The organism is Pedobacter sp. NJ-S-72 (assembly GCF_053890575.1).
Genome location: NZ_CM132681.1, coordinates 3,278,127 through 3,293,328, shown reverse-complemented (window position 1 = coordinate 3,293,328; position 15,202 = coordinate 3,278,127). Strand labels below are relative to the sequence as shown.

General features: G+C 37.5%; 16 protein-coding genes and 2 pseudogenes. 3 read left to right on the top strand and 15 right to left on the bottom strand.

Annotation, left to right across the window (positions count from 1 at the left end):
• Positions 1–63: 63 nt before the first annotated feature.
• Positions 64–1,986 (top strand): annotated as a pseudogene (locus tag ACWYN3_RS21990) (DNA topoisomerase IV subunit B).
• On the opposite strand, the gene ACWYN3_RS21985 reads toward ACWYN3_RS21990, so the two are convergent.
• From ACWYN3_RS21985 to ACWYN3_RS21915, 15 genes are all read right to left on the bottom strand, one after another.
• Entirely contained in the window at positions 1,983–2,519 is a 537-nt protein-coding gene (locus ACWYN3_RS21985) for a YihY/virulence factor BrkB family protein (RefSeq protein WP_456216353.1), read from the bottom strand. The pseudogene ACWYN3_RS21990 and the gene ACWYN3_RS21985 sit on opposite strands and share 4 nt — an antisense overlap.
• Positions 2,497–2,997, bottom strand: a complete 501-nt coding sequence (locus tag ACWYN3_RS21980; protein WP_456216352.1) for a YihY/virulence factor BrkB family protein — start codon at positions 2,995–2,997, stop codon at positions 2,497–2,499. Before ACWYN3_RS21980 ends, ACWYN3_RS21985 begins: the two co-directional genes overlap by 23 nt.
• 13 nt (positions 2,998–3,010) lie before the next feature.
• A complete protein-coding gene (locus tag ACWYN3_RS21975; protein WP_456216351.1) occupies positions 3,011–3,481 on the bottom strand; it encodes a BamA/TamA family outer membrane protein in 471 nt (156 codons plus the stop codon).
• A complete protein-coding gene (locus ACWYN3_RS21970; RefSeq protein ID WP_456216350.1) occupies positions 3,412–3,957 on the bottom strand; it encodes a hypothetical protein in 546 nt (181 codons plus the stop codon). Before ACWYN3_RS21970 ends, ACWYN3_RS21975 begins: the two co-directional genes overlap by 70 nt.
• Before the next feature lie 55 nt (positions 3,958–4,012).
• Complete coding sequence (locus ACWYN3_RS21965; protein WP_456216349.1) at positions 4,013–5,305, bottom strand: hypothetical protein; 1,293 nt, start codon at positions 5,303–5,305, stop codon at positions 4,013–4,015.
• 189 nt (positions 5,306–5,494) lie between these two features.
• Complete coding sequence (locus tag ACWYN3_RS21960) at positions 5,495–5,944, bottom strand: translocation/assembly module TamB domain-containing protein (RefSeq protein ID WP_456216348.1); 450 nt, start codon at positions 5,942–5,944, stop codon at positions 5,495–5,497.
• A gap of 64 nt (positions 5,945–6,008) precedes the next feature.
• Positions 6,009–6,527: a translocation/assembly module TamB domain-containing protein gene (locus tag ACWYN3_RS21955; protein ID WP_456216347.1), complete on the bottom strand. Its 519-nt coding sequence runs from the start codon at positions 6,525–6,527 to the stop codon at positions 6,009–6,011.
• Positions 6,514–7,518: a translocation/assembly module TamB domain-containing protein gene (locus ACWYN3_RS21950; RefSeq protein ID WP_456216346.1), complete on the bottom strand. Its 1,005-nt coding sequence runs from the start codon at positions 7,516–7,518 to the stop codon at positions 6,514–6,516. The genes ACWYN3_RS21955 and ACWYN3_RS21950 overlap by 14 nt, the downstream gene beginning before the upstream one ends.
• The gene (locus tag ACWYN3_RS21945; protein ID WP_456216345.1) at positions 7,509–7,991 is read right to left on the bottom strand and encodes a hypothetical protein; all 483 of its coding nucleotides are present in this window, start codon (positions 7,989–7,991) and stop codon (positions 7,509–7,511) included. Before ACWYN3_RS21945 ends, ACWYN3_RS21950 begins: the two co-directional genes overlap by 10 nt.
• Positions 7,988–9,034 (bottom strand): hypothetical protein, encoded by a 1,047-nt coding sequence (locus tag ACWYN3_RS21940; RefSeq protein ID WP_456216344.1) that lies wholly within the window; start codon positions 9,032–9,034, stop codon positions 7,988–7,990. Before ACWYN3_RS21940 ends, ACWYN3_RS21945 begins: the two co-directional genes overlap by 4 nt.
• An 8-nt stretch (positions 9,035–9,042) precedes the next feature.
• Positions 9,043–9,312 (bottom strand): hypothetical protein, encoded by a 270-nt coding sequence (locus ACWYN3_RS21935; protein ID WP_456216343.1) that lies wholly within the window; start codon positions 9,310–9,312, stop codon positions 9,043–9,045.
• A 227-nt stretch (positions 9,313–9,539) separates the two neighbouring features.
• Positions 9,540–9,965 carry a hypothetical protein gene (locus ACWYN3_RS21930; RefSeq protein ID WP_456216342.1) on the bottom strand — a complete coding sequence of 142 codons (426 nt, stop codon included), beginning with the start codon at positions 9,963–9,965 and terminating at the stop codon, positions 9,540–9,542.
• Between the two features lie 53 nt (positions 9,966–10,018).
• Positions 10,019–10,372 (bottom strand): AsmA family protein, encoded by a 354-nt coding sequence (locus ACWYN3_RS21925; RefSeq protein ID WP_456216341.1) that lies wholly within the window; start codon positions 10,370–10,372, stop codon positions 10,019–10,021.
• Between the two features lie 148 nt (positions 10,373–10,520).
• Positions 10,521–11,018, bottom strand: a complete 498-nt coding sequence (locus tag ACWYN3_RS21920; RefSeq protein WP_456216340.1) for an Rpn family recombination-promoting nuclease/putative transposase — start codon at positions 11,016–11,018, stop codon at positions 10,521–10,523.
• Positions 11,019–11,038: 20 nt separating this feature from the next.
• Positions 11,039–11,410 (bottom strand): PD-(D/E)XK nuclease family transposase, encoded by a 372-nt coding sequence (locus tag ACWYN3_RS21915; protein WP_456216339.1) that lies wholly within the window; start codon positions 11,408–11,410, stop codon positions 11,039–11,041.
• Between the two features lie 297 nt (positions 11,411–11,707).
• Here ACWYN3_RS21915 and ACWYN3_RS21910 point away from each other — a divergent pair, with 297 nt between their 5' ends.
• Both ACWYN3_RS21910 and ACWYN3_RS21905 read left to right on the top strand, forming a co-directional pair.
• Complete coding sequence (locus ACWYN3_RS21910; RefSeq protein WP_456216338.1) at positions 11,708–12,196, top strand: cytidine deaminase; 489 nt, start codon at positions 11,708–11,710, stop codon at positions 12,194–12,196.
• A gap of 106 nt (positions 12,197–12,302) precedes the next feature.
• Positions 12,303–15,052 (top strand): annotated as a pseudogene (locus ACWYN3_RS21905) (DNA gyrase/topoisomerase IV subunit A).
• Positions 15,053–15,202 lie beyond the last annotated feature (150 nt).

The following is a 15,202-nucleotide window of genomic DNA, read 5'->3' as shown; positions in this document are numbered from 1 at the left end:
GTTGAAACTTTGATGTTTAATTGAGGTAGATATTCATTAAATTTGCAGTTCTACACAAAGATTATGGCTGAACCTATATATAACGATGACAGTATACGGTCACTGGACTGGAAAGAACACATCAGATTACGCCCTGGTATGTATATCGGGAAGTTGGGTGATGGCTCTGCTCAGGATGACGGTATTTATGTTTTGCTGAAGGAGATCATGGATAACTCTATTGATGAGTTTGTGATGGGGTCTGGCCGTACAATCGATATCACTGTCTCCGATTCTAAAGTTAATATACGTGATTACGGCCGTGGTATTCCATTGGGTAAAGTGGTTGACTGCGTATCAAAAATCAATACCGGTGGTAAATACGACAGTAATGCTTTCCAGAAATCTGTAGGTCTGAACGGGGTGGGTACGAAAGCTGTGAATGCTTTATCGACTAATTTCGTAGTGCAGTCTTACCGTGATGGAAAAACAAAAAAGGTGGAGTTTTCAAGAGGCGAGATCACAATGGATCACCCGATTATTGATACCACACAAAGAAATGGTACTGCGATTACTTTTTATCCGGATGAGACTATTTTCAGAAATTATCACTACATCCCCGATTTTGTAGAAAGTATGATCTGGAATTATGTATTCCTGAACACTGGATTAACTGTTAATTTTAACAATCAGAAATATTTATCGGAACGTGGTCTGTATGATTTGCTGCATAAAGTAGCGGATGTAGAGAATATCCGTTATCCGATTATTCACCTGAAAGGGAATGATATTGAAATTGCCATGACCCACGGTCAGCAATACGGTGAAGATTATCATTCTTTTGTGAATGGACAGCATACAACTCAGGGTGGTACGCACCAGGCAGCTTTCAGAGAGGCAGTGGTTAAAACTATCCGTGAGTTCTATAAAAAAGAATATGAGGCTTCGGATATCCGTTCTTCAATTATTGCCGCGATTTCTGTACGTGTACAGGAGCCGGTGTTTGAGTCACAGACGAAAACTAAACTGGGTTCTCAGAATATGGGGGCCGGAAGGGCCATCTGTACGTACTTTTATAAATGATTTCGTTAAAAAAGAACTGGATGACTACCTGCATAAACATACAGATGTTGCCGATTCTTTATTGAAACGGATTCTGCAATCAGAACGGGAACGTAAAGATATTGCGGGGATCAAAAAACTGGCGAATGACCGGGCTAAAAAGGCCTCACTTCACAATAAGAAACTAAGGGATTGTAAAGTGCATTTCAGCAGTACGCATGAAAAACGTTATGAAACTACTTTGTTTATTACTGAGGGAGATTCTGCATCCGGATCAATTACCAAATCAAGAGATGTAGATTGCCAGGCAGTATTCAGTTTGAAGGGTAAACCTTTGAATTGCTATGAGCTGACCAAAAAGGTTGTTTATGAGAATGAGGAATTCAATTTATTGCAGCATGCACTGAATATTGAAGATGGACTGGATGGATTGCATTATAACAATATCGTAATCGCAACAGATGCCGATGTGGATGGTATGGTATGCACATCAGGTTATTGATGATGACTTTCTTCCTTCAGTTTTTCCCTGATCTGGTAAGGGCAGGACATGTATATATTCTGCAAACCCCTTTATTCAGGGTGCGTAACAAGAAGGAAACGATCTATTGCTATAGCGATGATGAACGCAAAAAAGCAATTGAGAAATTAGGTAACAGGCCAGAGATTACACGATTCAAAGGTTTGGGAGAGATCTCTCCTGATGAGTTTGGTCTGTTTATAGGTAAAGATATCCGTCTTGATCCTGTGATCCTGAAAGATCAGACGATTAAGAATTTGCTGGAATATTATATGGGTAAAAATACACCAGACAGACAACAGCATATTATCAGAAACTTAAGAGTAGAGAAGGATACTGTAGAAGAGTTGATTTCTGCTGATCTGGATGCTGCAACTGCAGCAGTTTCTGAAGATATTATAGATGAAATTGCAGAATCGGCTTAAGCCGGTTCTGCCTTTGTTTCTTTAGGATGTTGTGGTGGTAAAACATCAACCTTTTCTTCTATCACAGTAATCTGTGTATGTACGGCATATTTACTTGGCCTGATCCCTTTATCGTATTTTTCTGCATAAGCCTGGGTAAATTCTGCACCGAAGTACAAAATAATAGCGGTATAATAAATCCATAGCAGGATTACAATAATCGAACTTGCCGCACCAAATGCTGATGCAGGATTTCCTTTCTCGATATAGATACCAATCAGGTATTTGCCCAGGCTAAAAAGTAGTGCAGTAAACAGGGCACCTATAATAGCCGATTTCCATCTGAGAATTACATCCGGTAATATTTTGAAAATAATCGTGAATACTGCGGTTACAGCCGCTAAGGTAAAAGCATTGTTCAGAATATAGATTAATAGGGTAGTGGTTGTATCTGCTACGGGGATGACTTCGCCGATTCTGCTTTGCGTAACCAGTTCTCCTAATTTAGAGCCTAAACCAACTACAATACTGTTAATCACTAGTGAAACCAGCAACAGGAAGCCCCATTGATATAATCAGTGAAAAAGATAGCAGTCTGTTGGTCAGCATTTTTAACCATCCTTTTTTTGGAACTGCCTTTACTTTCCAGATCATATTGATACTGTCCTGGATTTCAATGAAGATGGCCGTTGAACCGACAACTAATGTTCCTATGCCTATAATCAAGCCCATTGTGCTTTTTCCTGTAAGGTTGGCATTGGCCACAAATCCTTGTATTTGTTTAGCAGCTTCCGGACCTGCCATTTCATTGATTTGTGCAAATAGTTCTGTGCCGGGGTTTAGTTTATCACTGAAAAAGATGCTGGCCGCAGAGATAACGATAATAATTAGCGGGGTTAGTGAGAAGATGGTGTAATAAGCAAGTGCTGCGCTTAGTTTCATCACCCGATCTTCTACAAAGCCTTCTCCTGCTGCTATAAACAGATGGTATAGGGCGATGAAGAAATGTTTGATTTTATGTATGACTTTCATTATTTAGCTGTCTTTAGAATGGGTACCCAATTCCTATATTATATACTAAGTTGTCTTTTCTCCAGCCTTTATCGCCGAATGCGACCTGATCGAGAACCCATCTTTGTCCTTCTGGTAAGTATGGTTTTCTGATCGGGAAGGCTACGTCTAAACGGATTACAAAGATTTTGGCATCAACACGTAAACCTGCTCCGGTTGAAATGGCCATTTCATCCAGGGCATTTTTTAATTTAAAGCCTGAGCCTGCTCTTGATGGATCTTCTTTACGGAGCCAGACATTTCCGGCATCAGCAAATAAGGCACCGTATAAAACACTGACCAGTTTAAAGCGGAGCTCTGTATTCAGCATGATTTTTATATCACCGCTCTGATCTGCAAACTGTACTGTATCGGCTACTTTATACGTTCCAGGGCCTAATGATCTCGAAGCAAAACCGCGAATATCATTTGTTCCACCAGCGAAAAATTGTTTAACGAACGGCATTGATGTGCTGTTTCCGTAGGCATAACCATACCCCAGGTTAAGACGGTTAGCCCAATTACATTTCTGTTGACTTTATAATAATCTCTAAGATCAGTTTCGAGTCTTACAAATTGAGTTAATGGAACCTTAAGAATTGTTTTTTCACCTTTCCCGTCTTTTGGAATAAATAAGCCCCAGATATTTCCGCCTGTTTGTATATTACCATTGAAATAGATATTATTTCTTCTGGCTTCTTCCATTTGATTGGTATAAGTAAAGTTATAGCTGCTTCCAATAATGAACTGTTTATCTAAAATATTTTTTAATCCCGGGTTATCCCGATACAATCCAGCGGTGTCTTTGGTTGTAATACTGGGACGGACATAAGTTAATGAGATTGGATTAAATGTATGTTCTTTATACTGGTTTTCTTTCCATAGATAGCCATATTCAGCCTTAAATGAACTTAAATCATATAAAGATCCTCTGCTTAACAATTCGTAAGACAGCGAAGCAATGGTTTTAGGAATAAAAGCGGTGGTACTGCTTGGTTTATAAAACGGAACAATAAATAAATCTTGGAAAAGTTAGTTTTCCCTGTGCTGTAAATGAATAAGAGTTGAGATTCTGGGCTTGTCCGCTTACCTGTGTTTCAAAACCGCCGCTTAAACTCACATCCAGTTGTTCAGCCCCTCTGAACAGGTTCCGGGTAGTCTGTGTAATTTTTACTTCTGAACCGACAAAGTTGTTTGATTTACTCGTTCCTGTTACTGCAAAGGATAAAGAGTTTTTCTTTAATGGTGTCAGGTAAATATTCAGATCAAGCTGGTTGTTTTTAAAACTATCGACAGGTAGGAATTCTGCTTTAACGGCTTGAAATGCATTGATATTGACCATCCGGTTTAGCGACTGGTTATGGTCTTTTCTATTGTAAGTTTCCCCTTTCTTAAAGAAAACCAATCTGTCAAATAAACGAGGCTTAAACATCTTTTTATCATCATAGATGTTGAAATCGTGATATTCAACGGGCTGTAATTTTCTCAGGACAGAATCTCTTCTTAAGGAGTAATTAGGATAAATATTAATGTTTTTGATCGTGTAAGGTTTCAACCCTGCATCAGGTGCTATATCCTTTACTTTAACTGTGATATTGACCAGGCTTTTTCCGATAGTGCTATCTACCTGAAGAATCAAATAATCCGGGCTGAAATAGAAATAACCACCTTCTTTCAAATCGTTATCTATACGGATACGCTCATTCTTGAAAACATCAAGATTATAAAAATCTCCTTTTTTAAGTAATGTTTTCTCTTTATGCTGATTAATAATGTTCGCCAGGTTTCCACTGTCTTTTGGAAAAGTAATGTTATTTATTTTATATCTGTTACCCGTTTCTGCTCTATAAATGGCTTTTCCAACACGATTTTTTACTACCGTATCACCTGTAACCACAGACTGCAGGTAACCCTGACTCATCAGGTAACTTGTCAGCACAGCATTGTTATATTTTAATTTTACATCTGTTAATAATACGGGTGGTTCACCAACTTTTGTTCTTAACCAGTGGCGTATCCCTTTTGGCTTTTTAGGTTCGCCAGCAAGATTATAAATGTATAGTTTTGGCTTTAACCCCAGGATTGCTTTATTAGGTGCGGGTCTCGTTTTACTTTCCAAATCACTCTTTACATTCTTTTCATTTGCAATTTTTGCAGTAGAATCCGGATTGATTTTTACTTCGGCACCCCCATATAAGGTCTGTCCGGGTTTCAAATATTTAGTATTGCTGCAGGCAGACCACACTAAACATGAAACTATTAATAAGGTTGGTTTAATTAGTGTCTTCATTTAGTGTTTATTGTTTTTCAATGGTAATGAAGCTATCATGAACTTAATCATTTTTTTTCGATGGTGAGTTTATGATGGTTTCATCTTTAGGCTTCTGTTCTGTTTTTACCTGATTTCTCTTTTTTCTTTTTTGAAATATTTCTTTGAATTTATTATAGTCAACAACTAATGCAAATCCTACACCAGTTTCTATAATCTGTCCTTCAATAACACCTTCATTCTGATTACGTCTGTAGCTCTTAAACGATATCTTCCATCAGCTGATAACGCATATTCAACGTTCACGTTTCCTGCTATATTAGTTGAGTTTTGTCCCGGAGCCTGTGGCCCTTCGAGTCCAAAAGAACTACCCACAGTTACTGTTAGCCTGTCATTCAGTAGTTTTTTAGAAAGCCCTACTTCCAGATCTGTTTTTTGCTGCATTGAACCAGTTGAATAATCTTCAGATGAATTTACGCCAAAATTGATATCTACACCTTTAACCAGATCCGAGGCCAGATTGTTTAACTGTTCTGTTAACAGATTACTTACGCTTGAACGTGCCATACTGGAAACACCGCCTCCGCCAGCAAGACTTTCAAAAGGATTGTCAGCCATGAATCTTCCTAATGCTAATAGCGCAAATACTTGTTTATTCAATTGCCCTTCATCTCTGTTTACATTTTGTAATTTGGTATAAACTGTACCGCTTAATGCACCACGTTCATTTTCCGGCAGATCTAAACGGAAAGATTATAGTCGGTTTCATCAATTGATCTTTCATCATCAGGTATACCTGGAAAGGTAGTTTAGTTTTCGCCTGAATATTTGACTGCTCACCTAGCAAATCAATTGGGGCAGCATTAACCTCATACAATGCAGTCAGGTCAACATTAGCTTCCATCGGATCACCTGTCCATATTATACTACTGCCTTTAACCAGTTTAAATGATTTTTTAGCTAACCCTCCAATAGACAAATTATAAGCTCCGTCAGTTACTTCGTAACGGCCGGTTAAACTTGTTTTACCACTAGGGTCCATTGTGGCAATCAGATTGGCAGTACCCCTTACTTTGAGGTTATCCCCGTTTGCCGGGTCAACGACAACGTTTAATTCCGCTTCCGGATCAATTCTGATATTTGCACTCAGGTTGAACCCTTTAATCGGAGCTTTACTAATACTGTCTGCTCTTAATGCTTTATGTCCGTTAAAAGGTGCTGCATCTGCATCAATAAACTGCACAATACCTTCCCTGGCTTATGACAGATGGATCATCCGCAGGCAGGGCGAAAAAGAATTTAGTCCCCTTTTCAACCTTAACCGTCATGTTTACATCCGGCTGGTTTAAATCGCCCCTTACTTTAATCAGACTGGTCAGGAACACGGTTCCGTAAATCATTTCATTATCAGCGGCTGTAGAATGTAATGCTCTGAAATTATCAGTCTTGATGTCCATATTGAACTTGAAGTCCTTATAATTTTTAGTCAGTATACCACCATTGATAGTTGCTCTCTGGTTTAAGGAATCGATCACAGTGAAGTTATTGAATTTAAGACCTTCCTCTGTAAAACTGATCGTTTCATTTGGCATCCTGAAATATGAATTTACATAGGTTGCATTGAATGCAGCCTGGTTAAATTTAATATCCCCCAGAACTTTCGGAGAAGCAATAGCACCTTTAACAGATAGCTGTCCGGTTATAGTTCCTGAACCTTGTTTAATCTGGCCCATGGAAACACTTTCCAGTGCTTTGAGATCAATCTTGTCAATATTCAGTGTAAGATCCAAAGCATTTTCAGCTTTAGTATAATAGAATCCGTTTACTCTTAATTCATGGACGCCTGTTAACGCGATATTTGTTTCAAATGCATTTTCAGTATTGTTGTTTACCGCAACACGTAGTGTGCCCAGCTGATCTTTCTGGTAACGAAGATGATCAATTGTCAGGTTTGCTTCGAATTTTGGATTAGCCATTAAGCCTTTAACATCTACAGTTCCGTTAATTGCTCCGCCCACCAGTGAACTATCCTGCTCAGCAAACTTAGTGAGGGTTTCTATTTTGAAATCTTTGAACTCTACTTTAATTGGTGAATTGGGTGTGGAATTGAGGCTGTTAATACCTAACAATTGATTACCCCTGCTCAAATTGAACTGATTAGCAAGAATACCAGCTGCACCAAACTGAATAAAGTTCTCTGGAGAAACGGCCCATTTATCATAATTTAACAGCAATTTGTCAGGATCAAAACAAAACTGAACTGAAAATCTTTATGAATGGATTTAAAAGTACCACCAAGTATATATTTATCTTTCAGTTTACTATCTCTAAGGAATATATTGACTCCTAAAATGTTGTTAGCAGCTTCACCACTCAATTCAGTATTATATAAAGCTATTGATTTGCTTTGTACATGCTTTACCAGCAGCTTATAGTTCAGTTTCCGATTTGCATTATCAACGGTAAGCTTTGTGCTGTCTACCTGATAATCTCCATAGACGACCTGGGGAACCCATGCATTCATAATCAGACTGTCTTTTTTAGTATCCAGTAAACCGCTTATCCGCGAAGGGGAGAAGGTAGTTAGCTCAGGAACAAAATTCTTGATAAACTTAGGATTATAAATGTTCATGCTGAATCTGAAACGCTGATCGGGGATTTTAGTCACCTGGCCAAATGCATAATATTTATTGATCTGGTTAATCATTGCAGGCGCCAGATTAGTGAGCTGATATTGTCCGTCAACGCGTGCACTGCACTCAGTAATTCTGATTTTAAGGTCAGCAGGGTATGTGTAGCTGAAGCCTCTGCATGTACATTAACAGTATCTACATTAAATCTCTGACCTTCTTTAACTAATTGCAGTCCCCTGATGCTCACATCCCCATTCAGATAATTTGGATCAGCAGTTTTAATATCAGCTTTAACCAAACCCGCCATTCTCAATTCCGTAGCACTAAAATTCAGTTTTTGTAAGTCAACCTGTTTTAGATTAAGGTCTGCTTTAACCGCAGGATATTTGCCAGCCATATCCACAAAAGCAGTTAAATTGAAATTAGCATTGGTATCGGCCATTTCACTTTTGATATTCATTTTCTGTCCGGAATAAGTTCCGCTCAGTAATAAATTTTTGTAGGTATATTTATTATAGTAGGCACTCAGCAATTGTGCATTGATCTTCGCATTAGCAGTTTTTGCATCTAAACCAGTGCCGTTTACTGTCGCTTTAATACTGATCTTACCTAACTGAGGCTGCATCTTCATCAGCTTGCCAAGGTTAAAGTTATTCAGATTGATATTAGCAGTATAGCTCTCTTTGCCTTTAGGGCCTTTCATTGTGGCCAGTAATTTAGCTGCACCCATATCAGTATTGACATTCAGGTCAGTACTAAAATTAGTCATAGAGCCTTTAAATTTACCGTTGGCATTGATGCTGTTCGGTAATTCAATGTTAGCTGGTAAAGACTTTTTAGGAATCACAACCAGGAGATCTTTTTTTGTTAAGGAGAAGCGTTTAATATTAAGATCAAGAAATGTCTTATTTACATCCGGTAATCCTTTAACAGTACCATTTATATCGATGTTTGTGCTTTTTAGTCCGCTGATCTGCAATTGAGGAATTGTGAGGTTATTCAGATAACCATTTGCGCGTGCTGTTACTTTAATTTTTTCATTACGGTAATCTGCTGGAATTGCGTCACTAAAAAAGGTTGCATCCTTTAAGCCTATAACAGAATTTTTAAACTGCATGGCTAATTTTACTCGGGATGTTTAGTTAAATCATCCAAAGAAGTGTAATTAAGGGTCGTGTTATTTTCAATATTCGTATGTGGTGTTTTAAAGACAAGATTGGTCAGTTTAACCATTTTGTCACTATAGATAACATCGCCCTGCAATTTTGAAAGTTCAAAACCACTTCTCTCTTTTAGTACCCCACTTTTAACATTTACTTTGATACCAGCTGAGCTGTACGATAATGCTTCGGCATTTAAACCAAGTCCATTGATTTTTAAATGATTGTAATCCATGCCTTTTGAGGTAGGTTTAACAGCTAGGTTATCATACTGAATGTTGTTTCCCGCAAGGTTTAATTTGTTGACCAATACAGCTAAAGTGGAAGGCTTGGCGGTGGTATCAGCAGACTTTGTTCCGTTGGCAACTGTAGGTGGTTTGAATGCAAACAGGATATTCGATTTATTCAGTGTCGCTTCATCCAGTTTAAAATCATTTTTAGTGAGGTCAGCAAAGAGTTTTTTCAGGTTTTTAGCTCGTTAATATTCAAATTGGCCCGCATGTCTGATAACATATCGTTGAAATTGATCTTTACATTATTGAAAGCAGCATCCTGTATTTCTACAAGTGGAAGTTTCCCCGTAGCTGTTTTTGCTGTATCAAGGCTTTTTTCCAGGTGAGCTGCCAGCTGTGTAAGTGGTTTCTGTTGTAAATATTTAAGAGATGTGTTTTTCAAAACCAGATCTTTAATCACATAATGCTGATTATCCAGATCAAAATCTTTAATATTTGTTTGAAATTCTCCAAGATTTACATTGACATCATTGCCCGCAACATCGTCACGATAAACAATACCTATATCTTTCAAACTTATTTTACTGACCGAAAACTTCATGGTAGAAGTAGTGTCCTGTTTTACCTGTTCTTCTGGCTTTTTCTGTTCAGACATAAAGGCATCCAACAGAAAGGAGAAGTTAAAAGTCGAATCTGGATTAATACGGGTTACGTTTGCCCTGATTTTTTCAAGCTCTCTATATTATTAATTTCTATTTTTTTGCTTAATAATTTGAACAGGCTGATGTCAACTGCTAATTTTTGTGCGTATAATAAAGTGTCCCCTTTTTTGTCTTCTATGTAGAACTTGTTGAGTACGATGTCTTTAGGTAAAGCGATTTTAATGCTTTCCAGGCTAACTTCGGTATGGGTTTTGTTTTTCAGATAATCAATAGCCTTGCCTTTAACAAAGTTCTGAACAGCAGGGATATTTAAAGAAATCGCAATTCCTACCACCAATAAAATGATAGTGGCGATCACCCATAAAACAATCTTTAAACTTTTACGTACGTATTTATTCAATTCCAGTAGATTTTGAGAGATTTATTACCTGACAAGGTATAAAAACTATGCCATAGGATCAGTTTAACTTATAGTATACTACAAATAAACCAAAACTTTGTTTAAATAAATATATCAAAGTATGAATAAAGACCCCGGACAGGGATCTTTATTCAGTTAAGAATTGCTTATAAACTTTAATTTCTTCGATGGAGAGTTTGGTGAATTGTGCGATTTTAGAAATATCAAAATTTTCTTTTTTCATTTCTCTGGCTATTTTGATAGAAAGTTCCATTTTTCCTTTTTGCAGGCCTTTCTTCATTCCTATTTCAACCATATCAGTAAGGACACATTGATAATCGGACTGTTTCTGCAGGTCTGATTCATATAAAAATCGTTGTTCTGGCGATAACTTACCCATTTCGGCTATATTAAATATTTTTTGAAAAATGCGTTTATCGAGGTAATCAGGGATTTTGCCCAGATTGTGCATGTGTTTAAGCATATAAACCCATTTGTCCAGCTCATTTTCTAATTGATCCTCTTTTTTATCGAATTTAGGGAGTTCTAGAAATTTAAATCCCACTCCATTGTGGAATATTTCACCCGTTCCTGTATTTACAAGTGAAATGCTTTGCAGATAATGATCTTCGAAACTACTTTTCATTTTGAAATCCAGTATAGCAATCAGAAATACTTCTTTTTTAGTTTAGCATTCCAGTTTCCTTTGTTCAAAGGTTTCTGCTGATGAATCAACCGGCTCAGGTAGAAAATACACCGGTCATCAAAATTTGAGTGTGCAACTCGCTGCATTTCTACAATAAACTGCTCGCCCTGATCTCCTGTACATAATAAATCGAAAGAAACTTTTCTATACTCTTTTTCGTCACCTGCATATTCTGTTGGGCTGTATATGATATCTGTAATCTTCTTCTGGCCTTCAAACAGTGCATTTAAAAATCCAATCATAATATCTTTATTAGGTTCTCCTCCAAAAAGATGTTTAAAACCAAAATCTGATAATGGGTCAATGTATTTATTCTCTCTGACATAATTCATTTGATTTATGCCCTATTTATTTATATTTTTCTTTTACATGGCTGTTTTTATCTATATTGGAAACAATATGTTGAATTGTTATATGTATTTGTGTTATTTATGATCTGTTCAAATTAACAACGTATATTGTAAGCCCTAATTTTTATTGGGATAGAATTGGTTTTTAACGGTAATGAAGCTATCATGTGCTACTCAGTTTTTTGCATTTCATTTTATGTTCTGCTGCACATGATGGTTTTATCAGGCATGAACCATCAACAATGATGTCTGTTATACTTTATATTTTTAAACTTATATATGAATAAATTAAATATTTCCATTGCTTATGAATCCTATGATCAGTTACAGGAACTGAATGCAGATGACCAGTCTTTATGTGTAAAAGCAAAGGAAGCCCTTAAAACCTCATATTCTCCTTATTCTAATTTCAAAGTCGCTACTGCGGTAAGGTTAAGTGATGGCGTGATTGTTTCTGGCAGTAACCAGGAAAACCTGGCTTATCCATCTGGTCTTTGTGCAGAACGTGTGGCTCTTTTTACAATTGGTGCAGCTTATCCGGATGCTGTTATTGAAAGTATGGCAATCACTGCCCATACCGATAACTTTAAAATTGAACAGCCTATCACTTGCTGCGGGGCTTGTCTGCAGGTTATGGCAGAATTTGAGCGCAAGCAGAATAAAGAGATAGAAGTGCTTTTTTATTGTCTTGACGGTAAGATCCTGAAAGTAAAAGGGGTTAAAAGTTTGTTGCCTTTTGTGTTTGTAGAAGACCGTTTAGCAGGATAATTCTCAAATCACAAGTGTTAATAAAATCTTTTTAAAACTGTTGGGAAATTGTGTTCTCAAAATTTGAGCGGATGCCTTATCTTTACGCCATCCAAACCCTTTCTTGATGAGCGACGAATTAGATAATAACGTAAACGAAGAGACAAAACATACCGTAATACCTATTAATGGACTTTACGAGAACTGGTTCCTCGATTATGCCTCTTATGTAATTTTAGACCGGGCAGTACCCCATATTAATGATGGGTTGAAGCCTGTTCAGCGTAGAATTATGCACTCTCTGAAAGAGATGGACGACGGACGTTTCAATAAAGCAGCCAATGTAATCGGAAATACGATGAAGTATCACCCGCGGTGACGCCTCTATTGGTGATGCAATGGTACAAATAGGTCAAAAAGATCTGTTAATTGATTGTCAGGGTAACTGGGGAGACCCGATCACCGGAGACAGTGCCGCTGCTCCGCGTTATATTGAAGCACGTTTATCCAAATTTGCAACTGAAGTTGTATTTAATGCGGATACAACCATCTGGCAGTTAAGTTATGACGGACGTAATAATGAGCCGCTTACTTTACCTGTAAAATTCCCTCTGTTATTAGCACAGGGAGCCGAAGGGATCGCAGTAGGTTTGGCTACTAAGGTTATGCCGCATAATTTTATTGAGCTGCTTGATGCTTCTATTGCAATTCTGCAGGGCGAATCACCTAATATCCTTCCCGATTTCTTTACCGGAGGTATGGCAGATTTTTCTGCTTATAATGAAGGAATGCGTGGGGGTAAGATTCGTGTACGCGCAAAAATCACTGAAAAAGACAAGAAGACTTTAGTCATTACAGAGATTCCATACAGTAACAACTACTGGTTCTGTGATTGATAGTATTTTGTCTGCAAATGATAAAGGTAAAATCAAGATCAAGAAGATTGAAGACAATACTGCCGCACATGTGGAAATTGTGATTCAGCTTGCACCAGGAATTTCACCGGATGTAACTATAGATGCATTATATGCATTTACTTCGTGTGAGGTTTCTATCTCTCCTAATACCTGTATCATTAAAGATGATAAACCTCAGTTCCTGAGTGTAAATACTATTCTTTTAGAAAATACCAAGAATACCAAAAATCTTCTTAAACAGGAACTTGAAATAAAACTGCATGAGCTTCAGGAAAAGATTTTCTTCAGTTCTTTATTGAAGATCTTCATCCAGGAAGGAATGTACAAGCATGCTGAATACGAGAATGCAAGTAATTTTGATGCCGTGGTAGAAGTTCTGAATATATTATTTGCTCCTTTTCAGGAACAATTATACAGAGAGATTTTACCTGAAGATTTTAAGAAGCTTATTGATAAGCCAATGAGTAGTATTACCCGCTTCGATGTTAAAAAAGCGGATGATCAGATGAAAGCACTGGCCGATGAAATTAAAGTAGTAAAAAATCACCTTCGTCACCTGACAGAATATGCAATCGCCTGGTATCAGAAATTAAAAGATAAATACGGTAAGGGCAGAGAACGTAAAACAGAAATCCGCCTGTTCGACAGGGTCGAGGCTTCTAAGGTTGCACTTGCCAATGTTAAATTATATATGAACCGTGAGGATGGCTTTATCGGAACGGGACTTAAAAAGGATGAATTTATTGCCGACTGTTCTGATCTGGATGAAATCATTGTTTTCAGAGAAGATGGTAAATGTACAATCACGAAAGTTGCAGATAAAACATTTGTAGGAAAAGGGATTGTTTACGCACAGGTATTTAAAAAGAATGATGACCGTACGATCTATAACTTAATCTATAAAGATGGTGCAAGTGGTACTTCTTATATCAAGCGTTTTGCTGTGATGGGAGTTTACCGTGTGATAAAGAGTATGACTTAACAAAGGGTAGTAAAGGGTCGAAGATGTTATATTTCACACCTAATCCTAATGGTGAGGCTGAAATTGTTACTGTATTGCTTAAGCCACATACCAAGCTGAAAAAATTGCAGTTTGATATTGATTTTGCAGATATCGCAATCAAAGGACGTGCTTCTCAGGGAAACATTGTTTCTAAATATCCTGTCAAAAAAGTATTACTGAAAAGTAAAGGTGTTTCTACATTGTCGGGGCTGAAAATCTGGTATGACGATTTATTGAGAAGACTCAATGTAGACGGCAGAGGTAAATATCTTGGTGAATTTGACGGGGATGATAAAATCCTTCAGGTTCATAAAGAAGGCTGGTATGAGTTGAGTTCTTTCGAATTGAGTAATCATTTTGATGCTGATCTTTTACTGATCCAGAAATTTGATCCGGAGAAAGCCTTTGCGGTAGTGCAATATGAAGGAAAAGCTAAGAACTACTTTATTAAAAGAGATTGTTTTTGAGCCTATTGCAATAGGCAAGAAACAAAGTCTGATTAGTGAAGAAACTGGATCGAGATTCCTGCATCTGACCAGTAATCCAGAGGCGACTTTAACAGTTGATGTATTGAAAGGTAAAACACAGATACCTGAGACATTAGAAATTGTCCTGGCTGATTTCATAGATTTGAAAGGTATTAAAGCTAACGGTAATCGTTTGAGCCAGCATGATGTAAAACGGATCAGTATTAGCAATGCTGATGAGAATGAGCCTGTGCTGGAGGAAGAAGCTAAAGAAGAGGCTGTTGCTGCTGAGGAGCCTATTGAAGATAATCAGGAAACAGAGGTTTCAGTGGAAGATGTCCAGACAGATCGTGAAGCGGATAGTGAAATAGAAGAAACCGAGGATTTTGTTGTTGAAACTGAGGACTCTGTTGTTGAAGCGGAAGAAGCAGTTGTGATAACTGAAGAAGATAGTCAGGAAACAGACGATCAGGTAGAAGAGAGGTTGTAGCAGAAGAAGCAATCGTTATTGAGGAAGATATAGTTGAAGAAGTAAAAGCTGAGGATATTGTTATTGAAGTTGAAGCTTCAAAAGTTGAAGAGAGAAAAGTTCCCGCTCCTAAAAAAGAATGGGTTAGAAATGAAGTTGTAATACCAACCA